This window comes from Actinokineospora sp. NBRC 105648, from assembly GCF_030269645.1.
Lineage (GTDB): Bacteria > Actinomycetota > Actinomycetes > Mycobacteriales > Pseudonocardiaceae > Actinokineospora.
Genome location: NZ_BSTR01000012.1, coordinates 135,818 through 160,517, shown reverse-complemented (window position 1 = coordinate 160,517; position 24,700 = coordinate 135,818). Strand labels below are relative to the sequence as shown.

Annotated in this window: 25 protein-coding genes; 14 read left to right on the top strand and 11 right to left on the bottom strand. The window is 70.2% G+C overall.

Annotated elements, in window-relative coordinates:
* Nucleotides 1-375: 375 nt before the first annotated feature.
* The 3 genes from deoC to QSK30_RS14210 are packed head-to-tail and all read left to right on the top strand — an operon-like array spanning nucleotide 376 to nucleotide 3,619.
* Nucleotides 376-1,329 carry a deoxyribose-phosphate aldolase gene (gene deoC / locus QSK30_RS14220; RefSeq protein WP_285503031.1) on the top strand — a complete coding sequence of 318 codons (954 nt, stop codon included), beginning with the start codon at nucleotides 376-378 and terminating at the stop codon, nucleotides 1,327-1,329.
* Nucleotides 1,330-2,760 (top strand): aldehyde dehydrogenase family protein, encoded by a 1,431-nt coding sequence (locus QSK30_RS14215; RefSeq protein WP_285503029.1) that lies wholly within the window; start codon nucleotides 1,330-1,332, stop codon nucleotides 2,758-2,760.
* Nucleotides 2,753-3,619: an aldehyde dehydrogenase family protein gene (locus tag QSK30_RS14210; protein WP_285503027.1), complete on the top strand. Its 867-nt coding sequence runs from the start codon at nucleotides 2,753-2,755 to the stop codon at nucleotides 3,617-3,619. Before QSK30_RS14215 ends, QSK30_RS14210 begins: the two co-directional genes overlap by 8 nt.
* Nucleotides 3,620-4,310: 691 nt before the next feature.
* On the opposite strand, the gene QSK30_RS14205 is transcribed toward QSK30_RS14210, so the two are convergent.
* Together QSK30_RS14205 and QSK30_RS14200 are read right to left on the bottom strand one after the other, a co-directional pair.
* Nucleotides 4,311-4,889, bottom strand: a complete 579-nt coding sequence (locus QSK30_RS14205; protein WP_285503025.1) for a Fic/DOC family protein — start codon at nucleotides 4,887-4,889, stop codon at nucleotides 4,311-4,313.
* Between the two features lie 27 nt (nucleotides 4,890-4,916).
* Entirely contained in the window at nucleotides 4,917-5,507 is a 591-nt protein-coding gene (locus tag QSK30_RS14200; RefSeq protein WP_285503023.1) for a type II toxin-antitoxin system antitoxin SocA domain-containing protein, read from the bottom strand.
* 223 nt (nucleotides 5,508-5,730) lie between these two features.
* Here QSK30_RS14200 and QSK30_RS14195 point away from each other — a divergent pair, with 223 nt between their 5' ends.
* From QSK30_RS14195 to QSK30_RS14175, 5 genes are all read left to right on the top strand, one after another.
* Nucleotides 5,731-6,069: a hypothetical protein gene (locus tag QSK30_RS14195; RefSeq protein ID WP_285503021.1), complete on the top strand. Its 339-nt coding sequence runs from the start codon at nucleotides 5,731-5,733 to the stop codon at nucleotides 6,067-6,069.
* The gene (locus QSK30_RS14190; protein ID WP_285503019.1) at nucleotides 6,066-7,202 is read left to right on the top strand and encodes a C40 family peptidase; all 1,137 of its coding nucleotides are present in this window, start codon (nucleotides 6,066-6,068) and stop codon (nucleotides 7,200-7,202) included. Before QSK30_RS14195 ends, QSK30_RS14190 begins: the two co-directional genes overlap by 4 nt.
* Complete coding sequence (locus QSK30_RS14185) at nucleotides 7,202-7,612, top strand: YbaB/EbfC family nucleoid-associated protein (protein WP_352231574.1); 411 nt, start codon at nucleotides 7,202-7,204, stop codon at nucleotides 7,610-7,612. The genes QSK30_RS14190 and QSK30_RS14185 overlap by 1 nt, the downstream gene beginning before the upstream one ends.
* Nucleotides 7,613-7,850: 238 nt before the next feature.
* Nucleotides 7,851-8,531 (top strand): YbaB/EbfC family nucleoid-associated protein, encoded by a 681-nt coding sequence (locus QSK30_RS14180; RefSeq protein ID WP_285503017.1) that lies wholly within the window; start codon nucleotides 7,851-7,853, stop codon nucleotides 8,529-8,531.
* 83 nt (nucleotides 8,532-8,614) lie between these two features.
* Nucleotides 8,615-9,862, top strand: coding sequence for a SatS C-terminal domain-containing protein (locus QSK30_RS14175; RefSeq protein WP_285503015.1), 1,248 nt, complete (start codon nucleotides 8,615-8,617; stop codon nucleotides 9,860-9,862).
* A gap of 73 nt (nucleotides 9,863-9,935) precedes the next feature.
* On the opposite strand, the gene QSK30_RS14170 is transcribed toward QSK30_RS14175, so the two are convergent.
* A complete protein-coding gene (locus tag QSK30_RS14170; RefSeq protein WP_285503013.1) occupies nucleotides 9,936-11,057 on the bottom strand; it encodes an adenosine deaminase in 1,122 nt (373 codons plus the stop codon).
* Nucleotides 11,058-11,284: 227 nt separating this feature from the next.
* On the opposite strand from QSK30_RS14170, the gene QSK30_RS14165 reads away from it, so the two are divergent.
* Nucleotides 11,285-12,718 carry a coiled-coil domain-containing protein gene (locus tag QSK30_RS14165; RefSeq protein WP_285503011.1) on the top strand — a complete coding sequence of 478 codons (1,434 nt, stop codon included), beginning with the start codon at nucleotides 11,285-11,287 and terminating at the stop codon, nucleotides 12,716-12,718.
* A 66-nt stretch (nucleotides 12,719-12,784) separates the two neighbouring features.
* Here the strand turns inward: QSK30_RS14165 and QSK30_RS14160 are convergent, their stop codons facing one another.
* Complete coding sequence (locus tag QSK30_RS14160; RefSeq protein WP_285503009.1) at nucleotides 12,785-12,916, bottom strand: hypothetical protein; 132 nt, start codon at nucleotides 12,914-12,916, stop codon at nucleotides 12,785-12,787.
* Nucleotides 12,917-13,057: 141 nt separating this feature from the next.
* On the opposite strand from QSK30_RS14160, the gene QSK30_RS14155 reads away from it, so the two are divergent.
* Nucleotides 13,058-13,345: a hypothetical protein gene (locus QSK30_RS14155; RefSeq protein ID WP_285503007.1), complete on the top strand. Its 288-nt coding sequence runs from the start codon at nucleotides 13,058-13,060 to the stop codon at nucleotides 13,343-13,345.
* Here QSK30_RS14155 and QSK30_RS14150 read toward each other — a convergent pair.
* The 6 genes from QSK30_RS14150 to QSK30_RS14125 form a co-directional block, all read right to left on the bottom strand.
* The gene (locus QSK30_RS14150; RefSeq protein ID WP_285503006.1) at nucleotides 13,342-14,622 is read right to left on the bottom strand and encodes a thymidine phosphorylase; all 1,281 of its coding nucleotides are present in this window, start codon (nucleotides 14,620-14,622) and stop codon (nucleotides 13,342-13,344) included. The two genes, QSK30_RS14155 and QSK30_RS14150, sit on opposite strands and share 4 nt — an antisense overlap.
* Nucleotide 14,623: 1 nt before the next feature.
* Nucleotides 14,624-15,019: a cytidine deaminase gene (locus QSK30_RS14145; RefSeq protein ID WP_285503004.1), complete on the bottom strand. Its 396-nt coding sequence runs from the start codon at nucleotides 15,017-15,019 to the stop codon at nucleotides 14,624-14,626.
* A complete protein-coding gene (locus QSK30_RS14140; RefSeq protein WP_285503002.1) occupies nucleotides 15,016-16,272 on the bottom strand; it encodes an ABC transporter permease in 1,257 nt (418 codons plus the stop codon). Before QSK30_RS14140 ends, QSK30_RS14145 begins: the two co-directional genes overlap by 4 nt.
* On the bottom strand, nucleotides 16,269-17,387 hold the full coding sequence (locus QSK30_RS14135; protein WP_285503001.1) for an ABC transporter permease: 1,119 nt from the start codon (nucleotides 17,385-17,387) through the stop codon (nucleotides 16,269-16,271). The genes QSK30_RS14140 and QSK30_RS14135 overlap by 4 nt, the downstream gene beginning before the upstream one ends.
* Entirely contained in the window at nucleotides 17,387-18,922 is a 1,536-nt protein-coding gene (locus tag QSK30_RS14130; protein ID WP_285502999.1) for an ABC transporter ATP-binding protein, read from the bottom strand. Before QSK30_RS14130 ends, QSK30_RS14135 begins: the two co-directional genes overlap by 1 nt.
* A 96-nt stretch (nucleotides 18,923-19,018) precedes the next feature.
* Nucleotides 19,019-20,095 (bottom strand): BMP family lipoprotein, encoded by a 1,077-nt coding sequence (locus QSK30_RS14125; protein ID WP_285503088.1) that lies wholly within the window; start codon nucleotides 20,093-20,095, stop codon nucleotides 19,019-19,021.
* Nucleotides 20,096-20,684: 589 nt separating this feature from the next.
* Between QSK30_RS14125 and sdhC the strand changes: the two genes are divergently transcribed.
* The 4 genes from sdhC to QSK30_RS14105 are packed head-to-tail and all read left to right on the top strand — an operon-like array spanning nucleotide 20,685 to nucleotide 24,131.
* Complete coding sequence (gene sdhC / locus QSK30_RS14120; RefSeq protein ID WP_285502997.1) at nucleotides 20,685-21,116, top strand: succinate dehydrogenase, cytochrome b556 subunit; 432 nt, start codon at nucleotides 20,685-20,687, stop codon at nucleotides 21,114-21,116.
* 2 nt (nucleotides 21,117-21,118) lie between these two features.
* A complete protein-coding gene (locus QSK30_RS14115) occupies nucleotides 21,119-21,529 on the top strand; it encodes a succinate dehydrogenase hydrophobic membrane anchor subunit (protein ID WP_285502995.1) in 411 nt (136 codons plus the stop codon).
* A gap of 53 nt (nucleotides 21,530-21,582) precedes the next feature.
* The gene (sdhA, locus tag QSK30_RS14110; RefSeq protein WP_285502993.1) at nucleotides 21,583-23,346 is read left to right on the top strand and encodes a succinate dehydrogenase flavoprotein subunit; all 1,764 of its coding nucleotides are present in this window, start codon (nucleotides 21,583-21,585) and stop codon (nucleotides 23,344-23,346) included.
* Nucleotides 23,346-24,131, top strand: coding sequence for a succinate dehydrogenase iron-sulfur subunit (locus tag QSK30_RS14105; protein WP_285502992.1), 786 nt, complete (start codon nucleotides 23,346-23,348; stop codon nucleotides 24,129-24,131). The genes sdhA and QSK30_RS14105 overlap by 1 nt, the downstream gene beginning before the upstream one ends.
* Before the next feature lie 136 nt (nucleotides 24,132-24,267).
* Here QSK30_RS14105 and QSK30_RS14100 read toward each other — a convergent pair whose 3' ends face one another.
* Entirely contained in the window at nucleotides 24,268-24,633 is a 366-nt protein-coding gene (locus QSK30_RS14100) for a hypothetical protein (protein ID WP_285502991.1), read from the bottom strand.
* Between the last annotated feature and the right edge of the window lie 67 nt (nucleotides 24,634-24,700).

Below are 24,700 nucleotides of genomic sequence, written 5' to 3'. Positions count from 1 at the left end.
GGGGGTCTTGGTCGCAGACCTTCCAGTTGGGCGGCCAGAACACGTACCGCCCTTGCCCGGTCCCATCCTCAGTGCTTATCCGTTGGTGGTAGTCGAACAGCTCGTACGCCGCGCTAAGACTCTTCCCAGCCACATGCGGCATCCGCGGCGGCGGCGCGGCAAGAGCTGGAACCGCCACACCGACCGTCGCAACGGTGCTCACAGCAGCTGCCAAGAGGAATCGCTCAAGAGGGCTCATGGCTCAGGCGTACTGAGCAGGTCTTAGCAGGTAAAGCGGTTGTCCCCCGGCAGCACGTGGTGGTCGTCCGTGTGGGTGGCCACCAACCTGGTCCTGTCAGAGCAAGGGAACAGCCCAAGACACCTAGACTCGGGGGCATGGCTGAGACGACGACCCGCGAGTCCCCGCCCGAGTTCGCCGACGCCGCTCGGGACGAGGCGTCGCTGCGGCGGTTCCTGCACGGGCTGCCCGGGGTGGACGCGGTCGGCGTCGAGCAGCGCAGCGCCGGGTTGGCGACCCGCAGCATCAAGAAGGACAGCAAGCTGTGGGCGATCGACCTGGCCATCTCCATGGTCGACCTGACCACCCTCGAAGGCTCCGACACCCCCGGCAAGGTCCGCTCGCTCTGCGCGAAGGCGCGGCGCCCGGAGCCCGGCGTGCCGTCGGTGGCGGCCGTGTGCGTCTACCCCGACATGGTCGCCACGGCGGTCGAAGAGGTCCGCGGTAGCGGTGTCGGGGTCGCCAGCGTGGCCACGGCCTTCCCGTCCGGCCGGTCCAGCCTGCGGATCAAGGTCGCGGACACCGAGCTGGCCGTCGAGGCCGGGGCCACCGAGATCGACATGGTGATCGACCGGGGCGCGTTCCTGTCCGGCCGCTACGGCAAGGTGTTCGACGAGATCCGCACCATCAAGGCCGCCTGCGGCAACACCCACCTCAAGGTCATCCTGGAGACCGGCGAGCTGGCCACCTACGACAACGTCCGGCGCGCGTCCTGGCTGGCGCTGCTCGCGGGGGGCGACTTCATCAAGACCTCCACGGGCAAGGTCTCCCCCGCCGCGACGCTCCCGGTCACCAACGTGATGTTGCAGGCCGTGCACGACTGGCACGCGGCGACGGGGGAACTGCGCGGGGTGAAACCGGCAGGGGGCATCCGTACGACCAAAGACGCCATCCGGCACCTGGTAGCGGTGCACGAGGTCGCGGGCGAGCAGTGGCTCGACCCGCACCTCTTCCGCTTCGGCGCCTCGAGCCTGCTCAACGACCTGCTGATGCAGCGCCGTACCCAGCTGGAGGGCCACTACAGCGGCCCGGACTACGTGACGGTGGACTAGATGACCTGGGAATATGCCCCCGCGCCGGAATCGCGCGCGATCGCCAACCTCAAGCCGAGCTACCGGATGTTCGTAGACGGTCAGTTCGTCGAGGGGGGTGGAGAACCGCTTAAGAGCATCAACCCCGCCACCGAAGAGGTCTTGGCCGAGGTAAGCACCGCGAGCGCGGCCGACGTCGACACCGCGGTCAAAGCCGCGCGGCGCGCGCAAGACAAGTTGTGGGGCAAGATGCCCGGCGCGGAGCGGGCGAAGTACATCTTCCGGATCGCGCGGATGATCGCCGAGCGCGGTCGTGAGCTGGCGGTCCTGGAGAGCCTGGACAACGGCAAGCCGATCCGCGAGTCGCGCGACACGGACATCCCCACGGCGTCCGCGCACTTCTTCTACCACGCGGGATGGGCCGACAAGCTGGACCACGCGGGCTTCGGCCCCGACCCGCGCCCGCTGGGCGTGGCCGGGCAGGTGATCCCGTGGAACTTCCCGCTGCTGATGGCGGCGTGGAAGATCGCACCGGCGCTGGCCTGCGGGAACACCGTCGTGCTCAAGCCCGCCGAGACCACGCCGCTCACCGCGCTGGTGCTGGCGGAGATCATCCAGCAGGCCGAGCTCCCGCCCGGCGTGGTCAACATCCTGCCTGGCGCGGGCGAGGTGGGTGCGGGGCTGGTGAACCACCCCGGCGTGCAGAAAGTGGCGTTCACCGGGTCCACCGAGGTCGGCAAGCTCATCCAGGCGTCACTGGCGGGCACCGGCAAGAAGCTGACGCTGGAGCTGGGGGGCAAGGCCGCGAACATCGTGTTCGACGACGCGCCGCTCGACCAGGCGGTCGAGGGGATCGTCAACGGGATCTTCTTCAACCAAGGGCACGTTTGCTGCGCGGGGTCGCGGTTGCTCGTGCAGGAGTCGGTAGCCGAAGAGCTGCTCGCGAAGCTGCACAAGCGGGTAGCGACGTTGCGCGTCGGCGACCCCTTGGACAAGAACACCGATGTGGGCGCGATCAACTCCCGGGAGCAGTTGACCAAGATCCAGGAACTGGTCGCTTCGGGCGAAGAGGAAGGCGCGGAACGGTGGACGAGCTCTTGTCCGTTGCCGGATAAGGGGTTCTTCTTCGCACCCACCGTGTTCGCCAACGTCAGCCAGGCGATGCGCATCGCGCGTGAGGAGATCTTCGGGCCGGTCCTGTCGGTCCTGACGTTCCGCACGCCCGACGAGGCCGTGGCCAAGGCGAACAACACCCCGTACGGCCTGTCGGCCGGGGTGTGGACCGAGAAGGGCTCGCGCATCCTGTGGATGGCCAACCGGCTGCGCTCGGGTGTGGTGTGGGCCAACACGTTCAACCGCTTCGACCCCGCGGCGCCGTTCGGCGGCTACCAGGAGTCGGGCTTCGGCCGCGAAGGCGGCCGCACCGGGCTGGAGGCGTACCTCGATGTCTGATCGCGTGACGGTGTCCAAGACCTACAAGCTCTACCTCGGGGGTGCCTTCCCGCGCTCGGAGTCCGGGCGGACCTACCCGGTGACGGACTCCCGCGGGAAGTTCTTGGCCAACGCCGCCCAGGCGTCCCGCAAGGACGCCCGCGACGCCGTTGTCGCGGCCCGCTCGGCCTTCGGCAAGTGGTCTGGCGCGACGGCCTACAACCGCGGCCAAGTCCTCTACCGGGTGGCGGAGGTCCTGGAGGGCCGACGCGACCAGTTCACCGCCGAGGTGGCCGCGGGCGAGGGCGTCCCGACCAAGCGCGCGCAGTCCCTTGTGGACGCCGCGATCGACCGATGGGTCTGGTACGCGGGTTGGACCGACAAGATCGCCACGGTGCTGGGCGCGGCAAACCCGGTGGCCGGGCCGTACTTCTCATTCTCGGTCCCGGAACCGACCGGGGTGGTCGCGGTGCTTGCACCACAGCAGTCGTCCCTGCTCGGCTTGGTGAGCGTCCTGGCCCCGGTCCTGGCAGTCGGCTCCACGGCCGTGGTGGTCACCAGCCAGGAGCGGCCACTACCGGCGATCACGCTGTCCGAGGTCCTGGCCACTTCCGATGTCCCCGGCGGGGTGGTGAACCTGCTCACTGGTCACACAGCGGAATTGGCTCCGTGGCTGGCTTCACACGCTGATGTGAACGCGCTTGATTTGGGCGGTGCACCGGCGGAGTTGCGCACGGACCTGGAGCGCTCGGCGGCGGGAACGGTTAAGAGGGTTCTGCGCAATCCGGCAGCAGAACCGGACTGGACGAACCGTCCGGACATCTCCCGCCTGCGCGCGTATGTGGAGACGAAGACGGTCTGGCACCCGATGGGGGTCTAGGTCGGTTCTCAAGCCGGATGAATATGAACCTACCCAAGAATTGCAACGGAATCCCGGCCCCGCTGGAACGCAAGGGAATCCCGACCCCGCCGGTACCGCAGCGGATAGGCCGACCCGGCTGGTACAGCAGCGGATAGACCGACCCCGCTGGTACCGCAACGGACAGACCAAGCACGCTGGTACCGCAACGGACAGGCCGACCCCGCTGGAACGCAACGCCCGCTACGAATGCTCGATCTAGTGGACTCGCTTCGTGTGGGGGGAGAGTACCGCTAAACTTGCCGTGGGTGGGGATGCCCTTACCCTGCCCTTTTCTCTCCACCGCGGTGCTCTAGGGGCCCCGCACGAAGCGAGTTCACTAGATCGAGCCCCCTATCTTTTCCTCGGGCAGCCCACACGATGAGCCGCCGAAGACGGTCGACCGTAGGTCGGTGTGCGGCACACCCTCCGAGCTGCCCGAGTAAAGCGGAGGCTCGATCGGGTGGAATGCCTTCGCGCGGGGCCCCTAGAGCACCGCGGTGGTGAAAAAAGGGCGGGTGAAGGGCATCCCCACCACACGGCAAGTTTAGCGGTGCTCTCCCCCCACACGAAGGCATTCCACCCAATCGAGCACAAACGTAACGGGTGTTGCGTACCAGTGGGCTCGGCTTCTAAAGACTTAAAGATTTAGAGCCAAGTGACCTAACCTGGTCTATGCGGGGCCGACCATGGCGTGGGCGAATTGGGTGGCGAGGGTGTCCAGGTGGCCGACCATCGCGTCTACGCAGCCTGCGACGTAGTCGTCTCGGTCGAGTCTGGTGAAGTCGAGGCGCCAGCCTGCGTAGAGGGCCAACTGCCTGAAGAAGGCCCGCTGTGCGCGTCCGTTGCCCTCTCGGAATGGGTGGACCACGTTGACCTCGGCGAAGAAGTACGTGAACCGCGTGAGGAACTCCGTGCGGTCAAGGCCCGTCAGTAGACGTTCCGCACGGAGTTTGCCTAAGAGGTCCGCGAGAGCAGGCTCCACGTGGCGCCAGTGGGCGAACGGGGAGTGGCCGCGTGACAGGTCGACGCGGCGGTGTTCGCCTGCCCACGGGTAGATGTCGCCGAAGAGGTGGCGGTGGAAGGCTCTTAGGTGCGCGGTGTCGTAGATACCCGGTAGGGGTAATCGCTTCAGTTCGTCGTCGCGGAGGAAGGCGAGGTCTCGTTCGGCTGCCGCCAAGATGTCCGGGTCGGTGAAGCCGTGCAGGTTTCGGAGCACGCCGGTGTCGGGGTCCAGGTACGGGTCAGTCACCAGGCTGCCTAGTAGTGGGAACGACGGTCAGGCTCCGAGCAGTTCCCGCAGGCGCCGTTGGACGGCCTCGTCGGTGCTGATCCGGCCGTCGGCGACCTCTGCTGAGGCGGCCAGGGCGTCGGCGGAGACCGCCAAGCCCTCCAACCTCGCGTTCGCACAGGCTTCGGCGGTGGCCGTGCCCGGGTCGGTCATCATCCTGCCGAAGAAGCGGGCCATCACCGTCTCCGACAGCCTGGCGCTGCTGCGCGCGGTGTCGGGCAGGGTGCCGCGGGCGGTGCGCCAGGGCTCTTCCTCGTGGCTCATCGCGCTCAACTCGTGCCGGTCGAACCCGCCGTAGCGGGCCACCACGGTGCCGACCAGGTCGCTGTCCGCCCCGCTGAGCCTGCCGGGGTCACCCTCCGGCCACTCCGCGACCTCGCGGCTGCCCTCGTGCCGCCGGTAGACCTCCGGGACGACGGGGCCGGCCGTCCAGGCCTCGATCCGGTCTGGGAAGAGCGGCTCGCCGAAGAGCCCCAGGTGCCAGCCCTGCGCGTAGTACAGGAGTTTCTGCAGCTTCATCGGCGACTCGGGACCGGTGCGCTCGAGGATCGCGGCAGCGACGTCGTGTACGGAGGCCACACCTGCTCCCGTCGGTCGAAACTGCCGGTCAACACCATCGAACCACAGGTCAGCGCCCTGTTCTCGGCTCAGGTACAGCATACCGGTTCCCGGCGGGCAAGGGTACGGACAGCACCTGTGGACAACTGCCCGCCCAGCCCGCTCATCTGTTCTAGCCTGATTCGGACTTGAGGGAGCGATCGGCACCGGTACAGCGTCCGAGTGCCGAACGAGAGGGGAGAACATGGGCGAGTCGGACGTCGGTGGCTACCACGGCGAGGAAGACGCGTTCCGCGCGTACACGGCCGGGGTCGATCCCCTGGCCGAGCAACTGCGCGGTGTGGCGGACAAGGACCTGCGGGGGCCAGCCGAGTTCGGCGAACACGCCTTCTCCAAGATCGGCAGCGAGGTCGGGCTGGCCGAAGCGCTGCGCACGGCCACGCGGCGGCAGGTTGAAGGTGTGCGCGGGCTGGCGGACAGCCTCGGCGGCACCGCGCAGGCGGTCCGCAACACCTGGACCAACCTGGAGAGCACCGAGCACGACGCCGAGGCGGCGCTGCGCCGCGCGGCAGGTGGGTCATGACCACGGCTTCCGCTGCCTCCGTGCGCGACCTGCTGGACCCGATGATCCAGCCCGCCGCCACCGCCCAGCAGCACCTCGCCACCGACGACGACGCCATCGACCGGCTCGGCCGAGCGCACGCCTCGGTCACCAACACGCTCACCACCGCGGGGTACGACGCCGACCGGTACGCGGTGGGCCTGCGCGAGGGCTGGACCGGTCAGGGTTCGGGGCGCCACCAGCAGGACGTGGTGGCCCAGCGGGCGGCGGGGGCCGACCTGAGCCAGTACAGCGCCGAGGTGCGGCAGGCGGTACGCGAGGCGGGCGAGGTCCTCAAGGTGGGCCAGAAGGTCAACCAGGACCAGATCGACGAGTTCAACCGGCGGGCCGCCGAGCTGTTGCAGGCCGCCGCCGCGCTGCGCCGGGCGGGCGACCCGGCGGGCGCGCAGCAGAAGCTCACCGAGCTGGCCCGCTACGCCGCGCAGCTGACCGGGGACACCTCGACCAACCTCGACTCGGTGATGACCCAGCTCAACGGGGTCGTCACCAGGCTGACCGGGGGCGACGCGGGCGCCACGTCCGCGGCGAGCGCGCCGGTCGCGGCGGCACCGCCGCCCGCCGCGTACAACCAGCGGCACAGCGGTGGTGGCGGGGGCGGCGGCGGTGGGGGCGGCGGCTACAGCGGGGGTGGTGGCGGCGGGGGCGGTCGGGCGACCAAGCGCAGGCTGCCGATGGCCATCCCGCCGCAGCCGGGCACCGGGGTCGCGGTCAACCTGCCCGACGGCAGCACGGTGATGGCCCCGAACGAGACCGCGGCCCGCGCGGTCCGAGCGGCTCTCGGCCAGTTGGGCGTGCCGTATGTGTGGGGCGGGACCACCCCGGGCGTGGGGCTCGACTGCAGCGGGCTGACCCAGTACGCCTACGGCGAGGGCGGGCTGGAGCTGCCGCGCACGTCGCGGGAGCAGGACATCGGCGCCGAGGTGCCCTCGGCCGACCAGTTGCAGCCGGGCGACCTGGTGTGCTGGGAGGGCCACGTGGCGATGTACATCGGCAACGGCCAGATCGTCGAGGCGGGCGACCCGGTGCAGGTGGGTCCGCTGCGCACCACGAACTCGGGGATGCCGTTCGTCGGCTTCTACCGGCCGACGGGCTGATGGCCGTGGAGATCGACATCGAGCACGAGCTCGACACCGTGGCCCACCGGGTCGACCGCGCCGACGCCGACGCCGCCGAGCGGGTGCGCCAGACCGGCCCGATCACCGGCACCGCCGCCAGCGGCGACGGGGCGGTCACGGTGCAGGTGCGGCCGGGCGGTCTGCTGTCCGAGGTCACGCTCACCCCGGCGGCGCTGGCCAGCGGGTCGCAGGCCCTGGCGGCCCAGATCATGGCCTTGGCCGAGCGCGCGACCCGGCGCGCGGGGGCGAACATGCACCAGGCGCTGGCGCCGGTGCTGGGCCCCGGCGGCGAGAAACACCTGGCGTCACTGGGTTACGAACCGCTCGACGACGACGAGGACGAGTCCTTCGACAGTCCGCTGGGCGCCCAACCGAGGCGGCGGCGATGAGGGTGGGACCGGCGCTGGTCTTAGGTGGCGACGGAGCAGGCGGGCACCGAGTACGACCCGTGGTCAGGGCAGCGGGCATGACTGAGCGGCGGCTGTTGGGCCGAGGTGGGCGGGTCAGCGGGATCGCGGCGCCGGGGCAGCGATCTCGACCGCCCGGATCAGCGCGGCGCAACAAGGGCGGGAACTCGCGGAGCGCGGGCAGCTGGACCGGCGCGTCGGGCGGCAGGGAGTGGGGGCGATGACTGAGCGGGAGCCGTTGGAGCGGAGTACTCAGCAGCTCATCGAGGACGGGCGGGCGCGGCAGGAGGCGTTGGCCGGTATCGACACGGTGTTGCAAGGGGTGCACGGGACCGCTTACGACAACCACGCCAGCATCCGGGTCACCGTGGACGGGCGCGGGAAGCTGGTCGAGCTGTGGTTGCGGGAGGACGCCGTCCGGTGGGGTGCCGACCAGCTCGGGCGGTTGATCGTCATGGTCGCCGAGGCGGCCATGGCGCAGGCCACCCAGGCCGGCTACAACAAGCTGGGGCCGCTGCTCGGCGACAACCTGACCCAGGCGGTCGAGCTGATCTCCGGTCGGGCCGCGCCCGCGCGGCGGGACACCGGGCCGGGCATCACGGCCGAGGAGTTCCAGCGCAGGCGCGACGAACGGGTGCGGGCGGCGGAGGGCGGGTCCGAGCGGGCTGGAAGTGGACAGGGGGATCACCACGGGTCGGCACCCGGTGGCGGCCAGTCCGGGGATCGCTTGCGCGGCAACGAGAACCAGCCTGGCGAGCAGCTGAAGCCGGCAATGGGAAGCGGACAGCGCGGCCCCGGCGGCACCGCGGGGCGGCGCCCCGGGGCTCCCGTCGACGACGACGGGTTCGACCCCGACGACCCGCTCTCGTTCGACCTGTCCTCCCTACGTTCGGACCGGTGATCCGCACCCCGTAGGCTGCCGTCGCTCGCGTGTGTTCGCGCGAGCGCCGTACGCCGATGGCTGCGCGACCAGGAGGACCTCCAATGGCCCAGGACATCGTCCCGATCGAGCTGGGGTTGCCGCAGGGTGACGTCGTCACGCTGTGGGCACCGCGGTGGCGGGAAGACGGTGAGGAGTGGGAGGCGTTCCTCGGGCACGAGGACGACCTCTACGCCTTCCCGGACGCCGCGCACCTGGCGGCGTTCGTGCGGACGGCCGAGGAGCACGACCTGTCCGACCACCCCGCGTGGCACCTGGTGCCCGCGCTTTCGGTGGCCGAGCTGATGCCGGACGAGGCCCACCAGTACGACCTGGTCGGCGTCCCGGAGCTGGCCGCCGAGGAGCCGGACACCTGGACCGTCGGCGAGCTCGCCGACATCGTCACCATCGTGCGGGCGCTGGCCGACGTGTGCGAGCTCGACGAGGTGCACGAGGTGCTCAACTCCGCGGACGGCTTCGCGGTCCTCGAGCAGGGCACGTTCCCGTTCACCGGGCGCGACGGCGAGCGGCTGTGGACCGACATGGCCGAGACCATCTCCCAGCGCTGGGACGAGGTGCTCGACGCCCTCGACTCGGTGGTCGCGGTGCCCGAGGTGGACGAGGTGGCGCTGGAGAAGAGCGCCGAGGAGCTGGCCGCGTTCCACGCCGAGGCGGCTGAGGCGGCCAAGACCGGGGACGGCGAGGAGCTCGACGTCGTCGAGGACGACGAGGAGGCCGAGGCCGAGGTCGCGGCACCGGTGGGCTTCTGGGCCGAGGTCGGCATCGACCCGATCAAGATCATCACCGATGGCGCCGAGTACTACACGCTGCGCTGCTACCTCGACGACGAGCCGGTGTTCCTCGGGTCCGAGGGCAAGATCGACGTGGCCGGTTCGCCGCGCGCGCTGGCGAAGTTCCTGGCCACCGAGGACCTGGCGGACAACGACCTGACCGAGGTCTCCACCTGGTCGGAGGTCGCCACCAAGGCGACCGACGGCACCCTGGAGATCGAGGTGCACACCGACAACACCTACGTCCTGCAGGGCCTGGGCGACGACCTGGGCGAGGGCGTCGACGCGGTCGACCCGGTGCAGCTCGACCTGGCCGTGGAGCTGCTCAACGACGCCGCCGACTGGGCGGGCGACGAGACGGTGACCGCCGCGCTCAACCAGTCCGAGAGCCTGGGCTGGCTGGTCAGCTTCATCCTGGCCCCGGACCCGACCCGGCTCGCCCCCAGCGCCCCGTTCGACGCCGAGGCGGCGTCGTGGAACAAGCTGGTGCAGAACCTGGAAGACCGGCTCACCGCGCACTAGGTCCACCGCGTGCACGAAGGCCGCCACCCCGAGGGGTGGCGGCCTTCGTCGTCGCGCGGTCGGTCGGCGGCGGTCAGCGCTCGGCGGGGGCCTCGCCGGCGAGCAGTGCCGCGTAGCCCGGCTTGATCGTGTCGTTGATGATCGCCAGCCGCTCCTCGAAGCCGATGAACGCCGACTTCATCGCGTTGATGGTGAACCACCGCAGGTCGGTCCAGTCGTACCCGAAGGTGTCGACCAGCGCGGCCAGCTCGCTGCTCACCGTGCAGCCGCTCATCAACCGGTTGTCGGTGTTGACCGTCACCCGGAACCGCAGCCGGGTGAGCAGCCCGATCGGGTGCTCGGCGATCGACGGCGCGGCCCCGGTCTGCAGGTTGGACGTGGGGCACATCTCCAGCGGGATGCGGCGGTCGCGCACGTAGCTCGCGAGCCTGCCGAGGTGGACGGTGCCGTCCGGGTCGACCTTGATGTCGTCGACGACGCGCACGCCATGACCGAGCCGCTCGGCGCCGCAGTGCTGGATGGCCTCCCAGATCGACGGCAGCCCGAACGCCTCGCCCGCGTGGATGGTGAAGTGCGCGTTCTGCTGGCGCAGGTACTCGAAGGCGTCGAGGTTGCGGGTGGGCGGGAACCCCGCCTCCGGGCCCGCGATGTCGAAGCCGACCACGCCCGCGTCGCGGTAGCGCACCGCCAGTTCGGCGATCTCCAGCGAGCGCGCGTTCTGGCGCATCGCGCACAGCAGCGTGCCGACGCGGATGGTGCGGCCCGCCGCGGCGGCCCGGCGCTCGCCCTCGCGGAAGCCCGCCTGGACGGCCTCGACGATCGCGTCGAGGCCGAGCCCCTTCTCGGTGAAGAGCTCGGGTGCGTACCGCACCTCGGCGTAGACGACTCCGTCTGCAGCAAGGTCTTCCGCGCATTCGGCTGCCACCCGAACGAGTGCATTTTCGTCCTGCATGACACCGCAGGTGTGCGCGAAGGTCTCCAGGTAGCGGACCAGCGAGCCGGAGTCGGCGGCCGCGCGGAACCAGGCGCCGAGCTCGGCCGGATCGGTCGTGGGGAGGTCGCCGTACCCCGCCGCGGCGGCCAGGTCGACCACCGTGCCGGGGCGCAGACCACCGTCGAGGTGGTCGTGCAGCAGGACTTTGGGCGCGGAGCGGATGGCCTCCGGGGTCACCGGCACCGGGGTGGGGGTCGACATGGGGTCACGGTACTCACCCGGTGGCAGGCACCCGTTCGGGTAGCCAAGCGGTCACGTAAGGTGGAAACGAGCCGCCGGATTGACCTGGATGGCTGTCCACCGAACGGACTAATCGTTCGTGTCTGGACCGACGAACGAGCAACGGGTGGTGTATGGACGCCTTCTGGGACTGGCTAGGCTCCCCTGCGTCTCCACCACATCCCCTCCCCAGGACGAAGGTCACCTCCGTGAACGAAAACAACCCCACGGTGTCGTTCGACCGGATGCGCAACATGCTCACCCGAGCGGCCGAGATCCGTGAGAGCGAACAGCAGCAGATCTTCGACGCCCTGGACGAGATCCACGCCCGGCTCTCGCCCCTGGAGTCCATCGGGTCGGTGCGCAAGCGGTTGTCGGAGATGCCCGACCGGACCGAGGTCGGCGTGCTCGCCGAGCGGCTGGACGAGGCGATGACCAAGCTGGAGGCGCAGGACACCGCGATCGCGGCCATCGGTCGCGCGGTGGAGAGCATCGTGGACAAGCTGGCGACGCCGTTCGCCCAGCTCGACGGCAGGCTCGACGGGGTGGCGGGCCGGTTCGAGGGCGTGGCGGGCCGGATGGACGGCCTGGAGGACAAGCTCTCCAGCATCCACCGGCGCATCGACGAGCTCGACCACCACCTGGACAAGCAGGACGGCAAGATCGACCTGGTGCCCAGCTCGGTGCACGGCCCGGTGCGCGAGCGGATCGAGATCATGGAGACCGCGCTGCGCGGGCGGCTCGACGAGGTCGACGAGGGCGTGCACGAGCACCTCGACGGGACCAAGGACGCCCTGGCGCGCGCGGTCGGCGAGAGCGCGGACGCGGTGCAGGGCAAGGTGGGCGCCTCGGCGGACCTGGTGCAGGGCAAGGTCGCGGAGACCGCGAGCGCGCTGCAGGACAAGGTCGCCGAGTCCGCGAACACGCTGCAGGGCAAGGTCGCCGAGGTGCACGGCAAGGTCGTCGAGGCCGCGGGCGTGCTGCAGGACCGGATCGCCGAGACCACCGGTGTGGTGACCGAGACCACCAACGCGCTACACGGCCGGTTCACCGAGACCTCGGACTCGTTGCACGGCAAGCACGACGCCGCCGCCGAGGCGCTCTCCGGCCTGCACGCGGCCGTCGGCGAGTCCCGCGAAGCGGTGTACGGCAAGCTCGACGAGGCCACCGGCGCGCTGCGCGAGGCGCTGCGCGAGACCCAGGAGACGGTCGACGCGAGCGACCGCCTGGAGTCGCTGGCGCAGCGGCTGGAGAAGGTCACCGCGCGGCTGGACGAGATGGCCACCCGGCTCGACACCGTCGAGGACGGCTTCACCGCCAAGCTGGGCGACCTGGGCGGCTCGATCGAGCGCGGCCTGAGCAAGGTCGAGGTCACGCTGTCCAACCGCCCGGACTCCGACTCGGTCGAGTCCCTGGTGCGCCGGGGCAACGACGAGTCGGTCCGGCGGATCGGCGGTCACCTGGACGAGGCCATGGCCACCTTCGCCGAGCTCATGCTCGGTGGCGGCCAGCCCACCCCGCCGCCGCCCACCACGCTGCCGCGGCAGGGCAACCGGCGCCGCACCAACGGCAAGGGCCCGAAGTCGGCCGACAAGGTGCGCGACGAGAACGGCGAGGACAGCGACATCGCCGCGGGCGCCTGAGGCACGCGCTTGACGCAGGTCTGACGAGTCGGGCCCGCCTCCCACCGGAGGCGGGCCCGACTCTTGTCAGAGCACCAGCAGCACGACGCACAACGCGGTGGCCACCATGATCGTGACCAGGCGCAGGGTGGGGCCCCACCCCCCGATCGCCGCCCGCACCAACCTGATGATCTTCCGCCACACCGACTCCGGCAGCACAGCGCACCTCCGCGACCGGCGCCTCGGTCATCCCCGGTGGACCCGATCGGCGCAGTGCGCAGCCAACCGCCGGGGGGCGGTTGCGTACCCCCACGCACGCGCAACGGCTGCGTGGTTCCGGGACGTGGCAAGGTGATCACCATGAACACGCCGTCCTTCGCCGACGAACTGCTGGCCACACCAGGGGCGGGCATCTACTGGTTCGCCGACCAGCGCCCCGACCTGGCCAGGACCGCCCTGGTCTGGCTGCTGGAGGTGGTGGTGCGGCGCCTCGCCGAGGGACGCGAGCCGGTTGGGCGGATCGGCGACGTGGAGTGGTGGGTGGACCGGTACGGCCACCAGTTGACCGTGGCCGAGGTCTCCAGCCTGCGCCGCGGCCTCACGACGAGGCACGCGGCGCTGCGACAGGCGCTGACAGCAGGCCCCTAGCCGCGGATGGTGTCCAGCACCAGGGGCCTGCGCTCGGGGGCCGAGTCGCCGATGGCGTAGGCACCGTCCAAAGCGGACAGTGCGGCCGGGATCGCCTCGGGGGTGTCGGTGTGCAGTTCGAGGATGGTGTCGCCCGCGGCGACCGGCTCCCCCGGCTTGCGGTGGCAGAGGATGCCCGCCGCGGCCTGCACCGGGTCTTCCTTGCGGGCCCGACCAGCGCCGAGACGCCAAGCGGCCACACCGACGGCGTAGGCGTCCAAGTGGGACACCACGCCTGATTCCGAGGCCGTCACCAGGTGCGTGTGGGTCGGCGTGGGCAGAGGCACCTCGGGGTCGCCGCCCTGGGCGCGGATCATGCGGGACCACGTCTCGTACGCGGCGCCGGAGGACAACACCCCCGCCGGGTCCACATCGGACAGTCCGGCCAGTGCCAGCATCTCCCGCGCCAGTGCCAAGGTCAGGTCCACGACGTCCGAGGGCCCGCCGCCACGCAGGACCTCCACGGATTCGGCCACCTCCAAGGCGTTCCCGACGGCCCGGCCCAGCGGGACCGACATGTCGGTGAGCAGGGCCGAGGTGCGCAGGCCCGCCGCCACGCCGATGTCCACCAGGGCCTTGGCGAGCGCGCGGGCGTCGGGCTCGGTCTTCATGAAAGCGCCCGAACCGAACTTGACGTCGAGGACCAGGGCGCCCGCGCCCTCGGCGATCTTCTTGCTCATGATCGAGCTGGCGATCAGCGGGATGGACTCGACCGTCCCGGTCACGTCCCGCAGCGCGTAGAGCTTGCGGTCGGCCGGTGCCAGGCCCTCGGTCGCCGCGCACACCACGGCGCCCACGTCGGCGAGCTGGGCGCGGATCTCGGGCAGGGTCAGCTGGGCGCGCCAGCCGGGGATGGACTCGAGCTTGTCCAGGGTGCCGCCGGTGTGGCCGAGGCCGCGGCCGGAGAGCTGCGGCACGGCCGCGCCGCACGCGGCCACCAGCGGCGCCAGCGGGAGGGTGATCTTGTCGCCGACGCCGCCGGTGGAGTGCTTGTCCACGGTGGGGCGGTCGACGTCTAGCGAGAGCGTTTCCCCGGACGACACCATCGCCTCCGTCCAGCGGGCGGTCTCGGTGGCGTCCATGCCGTTGAGGAAGATCGCCATCGCCAGCGCGGACATCTGCTCGTCGGCGACCGCGCCGCGGGTGTAGGCGTCGACGACCCAGGCGATCTGGTCGTCGGGCAGGCGCAGACCGTCCCGCTTGGCGCGGATGACGTCGACGGCGCTGAACGGCTCCATGTCAGCTCTCCCCGGGCAGGTCGGCGGGTCCGAACGCGTGCGGCAGGACCTCGGTCATCGGCGCGGGCCCGGTGGGGGTGTCGACCAGGCAGTCCGGGCCGCCGAGCTCGTAGATCACCTGGCGGCAGCGGCCGCACGGCATGAGCAGCTCCCCCTTGCCACTCCGACAGGCCAGGGCGACGAGCCTGCCGCCGCCGGTCAACCGCAGTTGGCCCGCCAAGGTGCACTCGGCGCACAGGGCCAAACCGTAGGAGGCGTTCTCCACGTTGCACCCGGTGATCACGCGGCCGTCGTCGACCACCGCGGCGGCGCCGACCTGCAAACCGGAGTACGGGCAGTAGGCCAGCGCGGCGGCCTCGACCGCCGCCGAACGCAAGGCGTCCCAGTCGACGCTCATACGCCCTGCCCCCGCCGGTAGGGCTCCCCCGCGTGTCGCGGCGGTCGAAGTCGTTGCGCGGCAAGGCCGAGCACCAGCAGCGTCACCACGTACGGCGCGGCGCCGACCAGCTCCGGCGGGACCTCGTCGGTGCTGAAGTACCAGTAGCCGAACAGCACGCCCAGGGCCGCCGCGACGCCGGAGAGCAGTTGGTGGCCCGACCGGTACTGGATCACCGCGACCACCACCAGCGCGATCCCCAGCAGCAGGAGCAGCGCGTGCACCGCGCTGGACCCGCGCAGCGCCATGGCGTCGGTGTACCCGAACAGGCCCGCGCCGGTGGCCAACCCGCCCGGCCGCCAGTTGCCGAAGATCATGGCCGCCAGGCCGATGAAGCCGCGCCCGCCGGTCTGCCCGTCGCGGTACTGCCCCGAGCTGACCGCCAGGAACGCCCCGCCCAGCCCGGCGAACGCGCCGGAGGCGACCAGCGCGAGGTACTTGTACTTGTAGACGTTGACGCCCAACGACTCCGCGGCCGCGGGCGACTCGCCGCAGGAGCGCAGCCGCAGGCCGAACGGGGTGCGCCAGAGCACCCACGCGGTGCCCACGATCACCAGCACGGCCAGCAGCGTCAGCAGCGAGACCTCGGTGGTGAGCCCGCGCAGCACGCCCGCCAGGTCGGAGACGAAGAACCAGCGCTTGGCCTCGATGTCGGCCAGCAGGCTGGACAGACCGGGGATGGTGACCTTGGGTGCGTCGGAGATGCGCGGCGACTGCTTCTGCCCGCCGCCGGGCGCGTCGGAGAAGTACAGCTTCGACAGGAACAGCGCCGCGCCCGGGGCGAGCAGGTTGATCGCCACGCCGGAGATGATGTGGTCGACGCCGAAGGTCACCGTGGCGACCGCGTGCAGCAGGCCGCCGACCACGCCGAGCAGCAGGCCGAACACCACCCCCGCCCACGGACCCCACTGGTAGCCCGCGTAACCCGCGCCGAAGGTGCCCAGCACCATCATGCCCTCGAGGCCGATGTTGACCACGCCCGCGCGCTCGGCCCACAGCCCGGCCAGACCGGCCATGGCCAGCGGCACCGCGGCGGTCAGCGCGGCCTGCACGGTGCCCGCCGAGGTCAGGTCCGTCGCGCCGCTGAGCAGCCGCACCACGCTGAGAACGACCAGCGCGGCCACCGCGACCAGCGCGTACACCCACGGGGACAGGCGCTTGCCGCGGTCGGCGGGCGCGACCTCCAGCCCGACGGCCAGTCCGCCGACACTCATGAGGACACCTCTTCCAGCGTCTTGGTGCGGCCCAGGGCCCGACCGACCTCTTGCTGCTCGGCCCGGACCCGGTAGCGGCGGACCAACTCGTAGGCCGCCACCACCGAGAGCACGATCACGCCCTGCATGATCGCCACGATCTCGCGCGGGATGCCCGCCACGTCGAGGGAGTTGGCCGTGTTGTCCAGGTAGCCCCACAGCAGCGCGGAGACCGCCATGCCGACCGGGTGGTTGCGACCGAGCAGGGCGACCGCGATGCCGATGAAACCGAGGCCCGGTGGGAAGTCCAGCGCGTAGCCGTAGGACGAGCCGAGCAGCTGCGGCATGCCGACCAGCCCGGCGACCGCGCCGGAGATCAGCATCGAGTAGACGACCATCCGCTTCACGCTGACGCCGCTGGCCACCGCCGCGGACTCCGACAGACCGGTCGCCTTGAGCTCGAAGCCGAAGCGGGTGCGGGAGAGCACGAACCAGTACAGGACGCCGACCAGCACCGCCAGGAAGATCAGCCCGAAGACCTTCGACGTCGAGCCCGGGTAGGGCAGGCCGGGGACCTGGCCGCCCGCGTCGATGCGCCGGGTCGAGATGTTGTTGCTGCCCGCGGTGGCCTGCGCGAGGCGGGCCGGGTTGAGCAGGTAGGACACCAGGTAGGTGGCGATGGCGTTGAGCATGATCGTGGAGATCACCTCGGACACGCCGCGGGTCACCTTGAGCAGCGCGGCCAGACCGGCCCACGCGGCGCCGACCAGCATGGCTGCGACGATGGTCATGGCGATCCGCAGGAACTGCGGGACCCCCGACATGAACGTCGCGCCGGCGAGCGCCGCGGAGAGCATCGCGGCCATCCGGTACTGGCCGTCGACGCCGATGTTGAACAGCTTCATCTTGAAGCCGATCGCCACCGCGACCGCGGCCAGGTAGTAGGTGGTGGCGCTGTTGATCGAGTTGGCGATGGTGCGCGGGCGCTGGGTGGCCGTGGCCATCGCGTCGATGGTGTCGGCAGGCGACTTGCCGGTCAGCGCGAGGATCGCCGCGCACACCAGCAGCGCGAACACCAGCGCACCCACCGGGGCGGCTAGTCCTAACAGGACGGACCGTGGCGAGAGCTTGCGCATCAGTCTTCCCTCCCCGCGCCGGTCATCGCGGAGCCGAGCTGCTCCGGGGTCACGGTGGCCGGGTCGTGGTCGGCGACGAGCCTGCCGCGCAGGATCACCGCGAGGGTGTCGGACATGCCGATCAGCTCGTCGAGGTCGGCGGAGATGAGCAGCACGGCCAGCCGGTCGGCGCGGGCGCGGCGGATGTGCTCCCAGATCGCGGCCTGCGCGCCGACGTCGACGCCGCGGGTCGGGTGCGAGGCGATGAGCACGACCGGGTCGCCGCTCATCTCGCGGCCGACGATCAGCTTCTGCTGGTTGCCACCGGAGAGCGCCGCGGCGTTGACCTCGATGCCGGGCGTGCGCACGTCGTACTCCTCGACGATGCGCCGGGTGTCGGCCTTGGCGCCGCGCCGGTCGAGCAGCGGCCCGCGCGCGTTGGGCGGCCGGGTCTGGTGGCCCAGGACGCGGTTCTCCCACAGCGTCGCCTCGAGCAGCACGCCCTGGCGGTGCCGGTCCTCGGGGACGTAGCCCATGCCCGCCTCGCGGCGGTGCCGGGTGCTGGCGCGGGTGATGTCCCGGTCGGCCAGGGTGATCTTGCCCGCGGTCGGCACCCGGATGCCCATCAGCGCCTCGACCAGCTCGGCCTGGCCGTTGCCCTCCACCCCCGCGATGCCGAGCACCTCGCCCGCGTGGATGGTGAAGGAGACGTCGTCGAGGACCGTGCGCCCGTCGGCACCGACCACGGTGAGCCCGCGCACGTCGAGCACGGCCTGGTCGGTGACGGTGGACTCGCGCAGCTCCGGCACCGGCAGCTCGCTGCCGACCATCAGCTCGGCCAGCTTGCGCGCGGTGACCCCGCTGGGCGAGACGCTGGCGACCGTGGTGCCCCGGCGCATGACGGTGATGTCGTCGGCGACCGAGAGCACCTCGTCGAGCTTGTGCGAGATGAACAGGATCGTCAGGCCCTCGGCCTTGAGGTCGCGCAGGTTGCCGAAGAGCTCGTCGACCTCCTGCGGCACCAGCACCGCGGTCGGTTCGTCGAGGATCAGCGTGCGGGCGCCGCGGTAGAGGACCTTGAGGATCTCCACCCGCTGCCGCTCGCCGACACCGAGGTCGTCGACCAGGCGGTCCGGCCGCACACCGAGCCCGTAGGCGTCGGAGATCTGCCGGATCTTGGCTCGGGCGGCGGCGAAGTCGAGCCCGAGGCCCTTGCGCGGTTCGCTGCCGAGGACCACGTTCTCCAGTACGGTGAGGTTGTCGGCGAGCATGAAGTGCTGGTGCACCATGCCGATGCCCGCGCGGATGGCGTCGGCGGGCGAGCCGAAGGACACCGGGTGGCCGTCGACGGCGATGGTGCCCTCGTCCGGCGGCTGCATGCCGTAGAGGATCTTCATCAGGGTCGACTTGCCCGCACCGTTCTCACCGACCAGGGCGTGCACGGTCCCGGCCCGGACGGTGATGTTCACGTCCGAGTTCGCGATCACGCCCGGGAAGCGCTTGGTGATCCCGGACAGTTCGACGGCGGGCGCTGGGGTGTCGGCTTGGTGGGGCACGGGCGGATCCTTCCCGATCTGGCCGTCGGCTGGAAGCCGGACGGGCCCGGTCCGCGCGGATCGCGCTGGACCGAGCCCGTCGGCGCGGGAGCCGGACTACTTCTTCTCCGGGACCTTGATCTCGCCGGAGACGATCTTCGTCTTGGCCTCGTCGACCTTGGCCTTGATGTCGTCGATCTTGCCGCCGCTGGTGGCGTAGTCGATGCCACCGGCCTTGAGGTCGTAGACCTTCTGGCCCGCGACGAACTTGTTGTCCTTGATCGAGGTGACGAAGTCGACCACCGCGACGTCCACCTGCTTGATCATCGAGGTGAGGATGACGTCCTTGACGTCGGTCAGCGAGGGCAGCGTGTACTGGTCGGAGTCCACGCCGATGCCCAGCTTGCCCTTGGCCTTGGCGGCCTTGAACACGCCGTTGCCCGAGCCGCCCGCGGCCGCGTAGACCACGTCCACACCGGCGTCGAACATGCCGTTCGCGGCGGTCTCGCCCTTGGCCGGGTCGTTGAAGCCGGTGAAGTCCGGCGGCTGGGTGAGGTACTTGACGTCCACGGTCGCCTCGGCCTTGGTGGCCTTGACCCCCGCGGTGAAGCCGACCTCGAACTTCTGGATCAGCGGGGTGTTGACGCCGCCGACGAAACCGATCTTGCCGGTCTGGCTCTTGAGCGCCGCGGCCACGCCGACCAGGTAGGAGCCCTCGTTCTCGGCGAAGGTCAGGTTGGCGATGTTGGCGCCGGTGTCGGTGCCCTCGGTGAAGTCGTCGACGATCGCGAACTTCACGTCGCTGAAGTCCTTGGCGACCTTGCCGACCGACTCGGCGTAGGAGAACCCGACCGCGATGATCGGGTTGTAGCCGCCCTCGGCGAGCTGGCGGAGCCGGTCCTCCTTCTGCGCCTCGGTCTCGCCCGCGGCCGCCTCGAGCTCCTTGGCCTCGACCCCGAGGTCGGCCTTGAGCTTGTCCAGACCGCGCGCGGCGGAGTCGTTGAACGACTGGTCGCCGCGACCGCCGATGTCGTAGGCCAGCCCGACCTTGATCGCCGGCGACGTCGAGCCCCCGGTTGAGCCGGGGCTGCTGGTCCCGCCGCTGCCGGTGGTCGCGGTGTCCGAACCGCATGCCGCCAGGACGAGTCCGGCGGCGAGCAGGCTCGCGACCAGTCCTGTCGTCTTCCCTCGCATCAGGCGCAAGGCCCTGCTCCCTTCGTGCGCTCACGTCCACCGCGGTTCGAACGCCGTATGGCGCGCTCGACCTGGCGTTGTGTTCGGTGTGGAACGTACCCCGATGGGTAGAATTCGCTACCGCAGCGGAGTCTCGTAACCCAATCGTTGATCGCGACACTTCCTTGCACGATTCAGACACCGGTAGTGAAGAATCCACGGCCCCGGCCGCCACCGGGCCGCTGAACACCGCGATCGTCGATCGTCCGTCCACACAGGACCCCTTGATCGGCCCCGGGAGGCGTGAACTGGGGTGGACAGGGGTTGCCCGGCGAGCGGGCAGGGGTCGACCGGGCGGTGACGCCCGACGAGGGGCGCCGCCCGGCCCCATTCGCGACGCAGAGTCACCACCGTGCCGATCCCGCGGCCCGGCACGGGCTCCACCAGCGGGGGACGGGTGGTGAGGGCGTGTCTCGTCCGTCACAGAGGGGATCGGCGGGTTGGGTGCGCTCGACTTGTCGGGTCTAGCATCCGTTGGGTCAAGTCCCGTTTCGTGTGGATCCCCGCATGGGCGGCGAAGTCCATCAGCGACGTTGGAGGCCATCCAGCGATGTCCGCCTCGGTCAACGCCACCGAGAAGGTGGCGGCGCGCCGTTCCCGGCGCAACGGGACCCTCTACCGGGGCGACCCGGGCATGTGGTCGTGGGTCGCCCACCGGATCACCGGGGTGCTCACGTTCTTCTTCCTCTTCGCGCACGTGCTCGACACCGCGCTCGTGCGGGTCTCGCCGAACGCCTACGACGAGATCATCGAGACCTACAAGACGCCGATCGTCAACCTGATCGAGGTCGGTCTGGTCGGCGCCGTGCTCTACCACGCGCTCAACGGCCTGCGGGTCATGCTGGTGGACTTCTGGTCGCAGGGGCCGCGGTTCCAGAAGCCGATGCTCTGGACGATCCTGGGCATCTGGGTCGTGGTGATGCTCCCCGGTGCGTACTTCATGTTGGAGCGCACCGTGCGCGAGATGTTCGGGGGTAACTGACCATGGCGCTCGCACTGGACAAGCCGCGCGCGCCGCGGCGACCGGCCGCCCGGCGCAGCAACTTCGAGCTCGTCAGCTGGCTGTTCATGCGGATCTCCGGGCTGGCGCTGATCGTGCTGGTGCTCGGCCACCTGCTGATCATGAACATCCTCGACGGCGGCGTGCACCGGATCAACTTCGCCTTCGTCGCGGGCCGCTGGTCCAGCCCGTTCTGGCAGTTCTGGGACCTGTCGATGCTCTGGCTCGCCGAGATCCACGGCGGCAACGGCCTGCGCACGGTCATCAACGACTACGCGCGCAAGGACAGCACCCGGTTCTGGCTGAAGATCATGCTCTACGTCTCGATGGTGCTGATCCTGGCCCTCGGCTCGTACGTGATCTTCACCTTCGACGCGACCATCCCGGCGAACTGAGCCCATCCCGGCCACCGCCCTGTGCCCACCACACCCGGAAGAAGCGGTAACCCATGCAGTTCCACAAGTACGACGTGGTGATCGTCGGGGCGGGGGGCGCGGGCATGCGCGCGGCCCTGGCCGCGGCCACCGAGGCCGGGCACGCCCCGCGAACGGCGGTGCTCACCAAGCTCTACCCGACGCGCTCGCACACCGGTGCGGCCCAGGGCGGCATGTGCGCCGCGCTGGCCAACGTCGAGGAGGACAACTGGGAGTGGCACACCTTCGACACGATCAAGGGCGGCGACTACCTGGTCGACCAGGACGCCGCCGAGGTCATGGCGAAGGAGGCCATCGACGCGGTCCTGGACCTGGAGAAGATGGGTCTGCCGTTCAACCGCACGCCCGAGGGCAAGATCGACCAGCGCCGGTTCGGCGGGCACACCCGCAACCACGGTGAGGCCGCCGTGCGCCGGGCCTGCTACGCCGCGGACCGCACCGGCCACATGATCCTGCAGACGCTGTACCAGAACTGCGTCAAGCACGGCATCGAGTTCTTCAACGAGTACTACGTGCTCGACATCTGCCTGACCGAGACCGAGAACGGCCCGGTGTGCACCGGCGCGGTGGCCTACGAGCTGGCCACCGGCGAGCTGCACGTGTTCCAGGCCAAGGCGATCGTGTTCGCCACCGGCGGTTTCGGCAAGGTCTTCAAGACCACCTCCAACGCGCACACGCTCACCGGCGACGGCATGGGCATCGTGTACCGCAAGGGGCTCCCGCTGGAGGACATGGAGTTCTACCAGTTCCACCCGACCGGTCTGGCGGGCCTGGGCATCCTGCTCACCGAGGGCGCCCGCGGCGAGGGCGCGATCCTGCGCAACGCCTCGGGTGAGCGGTTCATGGAGCGCTACGCCCCCACCATCAAGGACCTCGCGCCACGCGACATCGTCGCCCGGTCGATGGCCCTGGAAGTGCTGGAGGGCCGGGGCGCGGGCCCGAACAAGGACTACGTGCTGCTCGACTGCACGCACCTGGGCGCCGAGGTTCTGGAGACCAAGCTGCCCGACATCACCGAGTTCGCCCGCACCTACCTCGCGGTCGACCCGGTGACCGAACCGGTGCCGGTGTACCCGACCGCGCACTACGCGATGGGCGGCATCCCGACCAACATCCACGGCGAAGTGCTGCGGGACAACGACAACGTCGTCCCCGGCCTGTACGCCGCGGGCGAGTGCGCGTGCGTCTCGGTGCACGGCGCGAACCGGTTGGGCACGAACTCGCTGCTGGACATCAACGTCTTCGGGCGGCGCGCGGGCTTGGCGGCGGCGGAGTACGCGGCCAACCACGAGCAGCTGGAGCTGCCCGCGGAGCCGACCCGGCTGGTCGAGGAGCAGGTCGCGCTCGTGCTCTCCGAGCACGGCAAGGAGCGGGTCGCCGACATCCGCACCGAGCTGCAGGCCACAATGGACGCCAACGCCTCGGTGTACCGCACCGAGGAGACGCTCAAGCAGGCGCTGCACGACGTGCAGGCGCTCAAGGACCGGTACGCGCACATCTCCGTGCAGGACAAGGGGAAGCGCTTCAACACCGACCTGCTGGAGGCCGTGGAGCTCGGGTTCCTGCTGGAGCTGGCCGAGGTCCTGGTCGTGGGCGCCCTGGAGCGCAAGGAGTCCCGCGGCGGGCACGCCCGCGAGGACTACCCGAACCGCGACGACACGAACTTCATGCGGCACAGCATGTTCTACAAGCAGGGCGACGGGCTCAAGGGCGACATCCGGCTCGACTACAAGCCCGTCACCTTCACCCGGTACAAGCCGATGGAGCGCAAGTACTGATGAGCACTGCGACTGTTGTGGAAGAGAAGTCCGGCGCCCGCAGCGGCCAGCCGCCGGTGGCCGACGGCGCGGTGACCGTCACGGTGAAGATCCTGCGCTTCAACCCCGAGGTCGACTCGGAGCCGCGCTGGGAGTCCTTCGGCGTGCCCGCGCTGCCGACCGACCGGGTGCTCAACCTGCTGCACTACGTGAAGTGGTACCTGGACGGGACGCTGACGTTCCGCCGGTCCTGCGCGCACGGCATCTGCGGCTCGGACGCCATGCAGATCAACGGCGTGAACCGGTTGGCGTGCAAGGTCCTGGTCAAGGACCTGATGTCCAAGGGCGACAAGCAGACCACGATCACCGTCGCGCCGATCAAGGGCCTGCCGGTGAACAAGGACCTGCTGGTCGACATGGAACCGTTCATGGAGGCGTTCAAGGCGGTCAAGCCGTTCCTGATCACCTACGGGAACGAGCCGACCCGCGAGCGCATCCAGTCGGCCGCCGACCGCGAGCGCTTCGACGACACCACCAAGTGCATCCTGTGCGCCTGCTGCACGACCTCGTGCCCGGTGTTCTGGAACGAGGGCAGCTACTTCGGGCCCGCGGCGATCGTCAACGCGCACCGGTTCATCTTCGACTCCCGCGACGAGGGTGCCGAGGAACGCCTGGACATCCTCAACGACGCGGAGGGCGTTTGGCGCTGCCGCACCACGTTCAACTGCACGGACGCCTGCCCGCGCGGTATCCAGGTGACCAAGGCGATCCAGGAAGTCAAGCGCGCACTGCTCTTCCGCCGCTGAGGCGGTTTCAAGCGCCGTTGTCCGAGGCCGTGTCGACCCGCTGGGTCGGCGCGGCCTCGGGCTTTTCCCGCGCTCTGTGGCGCCACACCGGGACCCTTTGTCCGTGCGCTCGCACTTCGAGCGAACCGGCGTGGCGCTAGGAGTTGGTGCAGGAAGCCAGCGAGGGCCGCGGGAAGGGGAAGTAGTCGCGGCAGTCGACGGTGGTGCCGGTGGGTACGGTGTCGCCCTCGTGCAGGAGCCGGTAGGTCTCGGCGAGGGTGCGGTCGGCGTCGCCCTCCTCGTCGACGGTGGCGAGGGAAATGTGGAAAAGCGCGTAGTGGTCCCGATTTTCAGCCAATTGAGTGAGCGCCCACGGCACCATGCCGTCGATCGCGGCGGTAGTCTCGGCGCTGTCCAACGCGTTCTGATCAAGCGGCACAGGTTTGATGGCCACCGGCAGCCAGTCGACCCTCGAGCTTGACCGCGTTGCGACCACCTGGTGCAAGAAGTACCCGAACTCCATCTAGTCCTCCTCTATCGGTTGGTTGCAGCATAGGTTATGCGCTGTCATGATGGATGACGGATGGGAT

Bases quoted from the DNA above. Each gene is read 5' to 3' on its own strand.
- deoC (WP_285503031.1), top strand. From the start codon at position 376: ATGGCTGAGACGACGACCCGCGAGTCCCCGCCCGAGTTCGCCGACGCC.
- QSK30_RS14210 (WP_285503027.1), top strand. From the start codon at position 2,753: ATGTCTGATCGCGTGACGGTGTCCAAGACCTACAAGCTCTACCTCGGG.
- QSK30_RS14145 (WP_285503004.1), bottom strand. From the start codon at position 15,019: ATGAGCGTCGACTGGGACGCCTTGCGTTCGGCGGCGGTCGAGGCCGCC.
- QSK30_RS14135 (WP_285503001.1), bottom strand. From the start codon at position 17,387: ATGCGCAAGCTCTCGCCACGGTCCGTCCTGTTAGGACTAGCCGCCCCG.
- QSK30_RS14175 (WP_285503015.1), top strand. From the start codon at position 8,615: ATGGCCCAGGACATCGTCCCGATCGAGCTGGGGTTGCCGCAGGGTGAC.
- QSK30_RS14150 (WP_285503006.1), bottom strand. From the start codon at position 14,622: ATGGAGCCGTTCAGCGCCGTCGACGTCATCCGCGCCAAGCGGGACGGT.
- QSK30_RS14215 (WP_285503029.1), top strand. From the start codon at position 1,330: ATGACCTGGGAATATGCCCCCGCGCCGGAATCGCGCGCGATCGCCAAC.
- QSK30_RS14180 (WP_285503017.1), top strand. From the start codon at position 7,851: ATGACTGAGCGGGAGCCGTTGGAGCGGAGTACTCAGCAGCTCATCGAG.
- QSK30_RS14140 (WP_285503002.1), bottom strand. From the start codon at position 16,272: ATGAGTGTCGGCGGACTGGCCGTCGGGCTGGAGGTCGCGCCCGCCGAC.
- QSK30_RS14105 (WP_285502992.1), top strand. From the start codon at position 23,346: ATGAGCACTGCGACTGTTGTGGAAGAGAAGTCCGGCGCCCGCAGCGGC.
- QSK30_RS14115 (WP_285502995.1), top strand. From the start codon at position 21,119: ATGGCGCTCGCACTGGACAAGCCGCGCGCGCCGCGGCGACCGGCCGCC.
- QSK30_RS14190 (WP_285503019.1), top strand. From the start codon at position 6,066: ATGACCACGGCTTCCGCTGCCTCCGTGCGCGACCTGCTGGACCCGATG.
- QSK30_RS14170 (WP_285503013.1), bottom strand. From the start codon at position 11,057: ATGTCGACCCCCACCCCGGTGCCGGTGACCCCGGAGGCCATCCGCTCC.
- sdhC (WP_285502997.1), top strand. From the start codon at position 20,685: ATGTCCGCCTCGGTCAACGCCACCGAGAAGGTGGCGGCGCGCCGTTCC.
- sdhA (WP_285502993.1), top strand. From the start codon at position 21,583: ATGCAGTTCCACAAGTACGACGTGGTGATCGTCGGGGCGGGGGGCGCG.
- QSK30_RS14185 (WP_352231574.1), top strand. From the start codon at position 7,202: ATGGCCGTGGAGATCGACATCGAGCACGAGCTCGACACCGTGGCCCAC.
- QSK30_RS14125 (WP_285503088.1), bottom strand. From the start codon at position 20,095: ATGCGAGGGAAGACGACAGGACTGGTCGCGAGCCTGCTCGCCGCCGGA.
- QSK30_RS14100 (WP_285502991.1), bottom strand. From the start codon at position 24,633: ATGGAGTTCGGGTACTTCTTGCACCAGGTGGTCGCAACGCGGTCAAGC.
- QSK30_RS14155 (WP_285503007.1), top strand. From the start codon at position 13,058: ATGAACACGCCGTCCTTCGCCGACGAACTGCTGGCCACACCAGGGGCG.
- QSK30_RS14195 (WP_285503021.1), top strand. From the start codon at position 5,731: ATGGGCGAGTCGGACGTCGGTGGCTACCACGGCGAGGAAGACGCGTTC.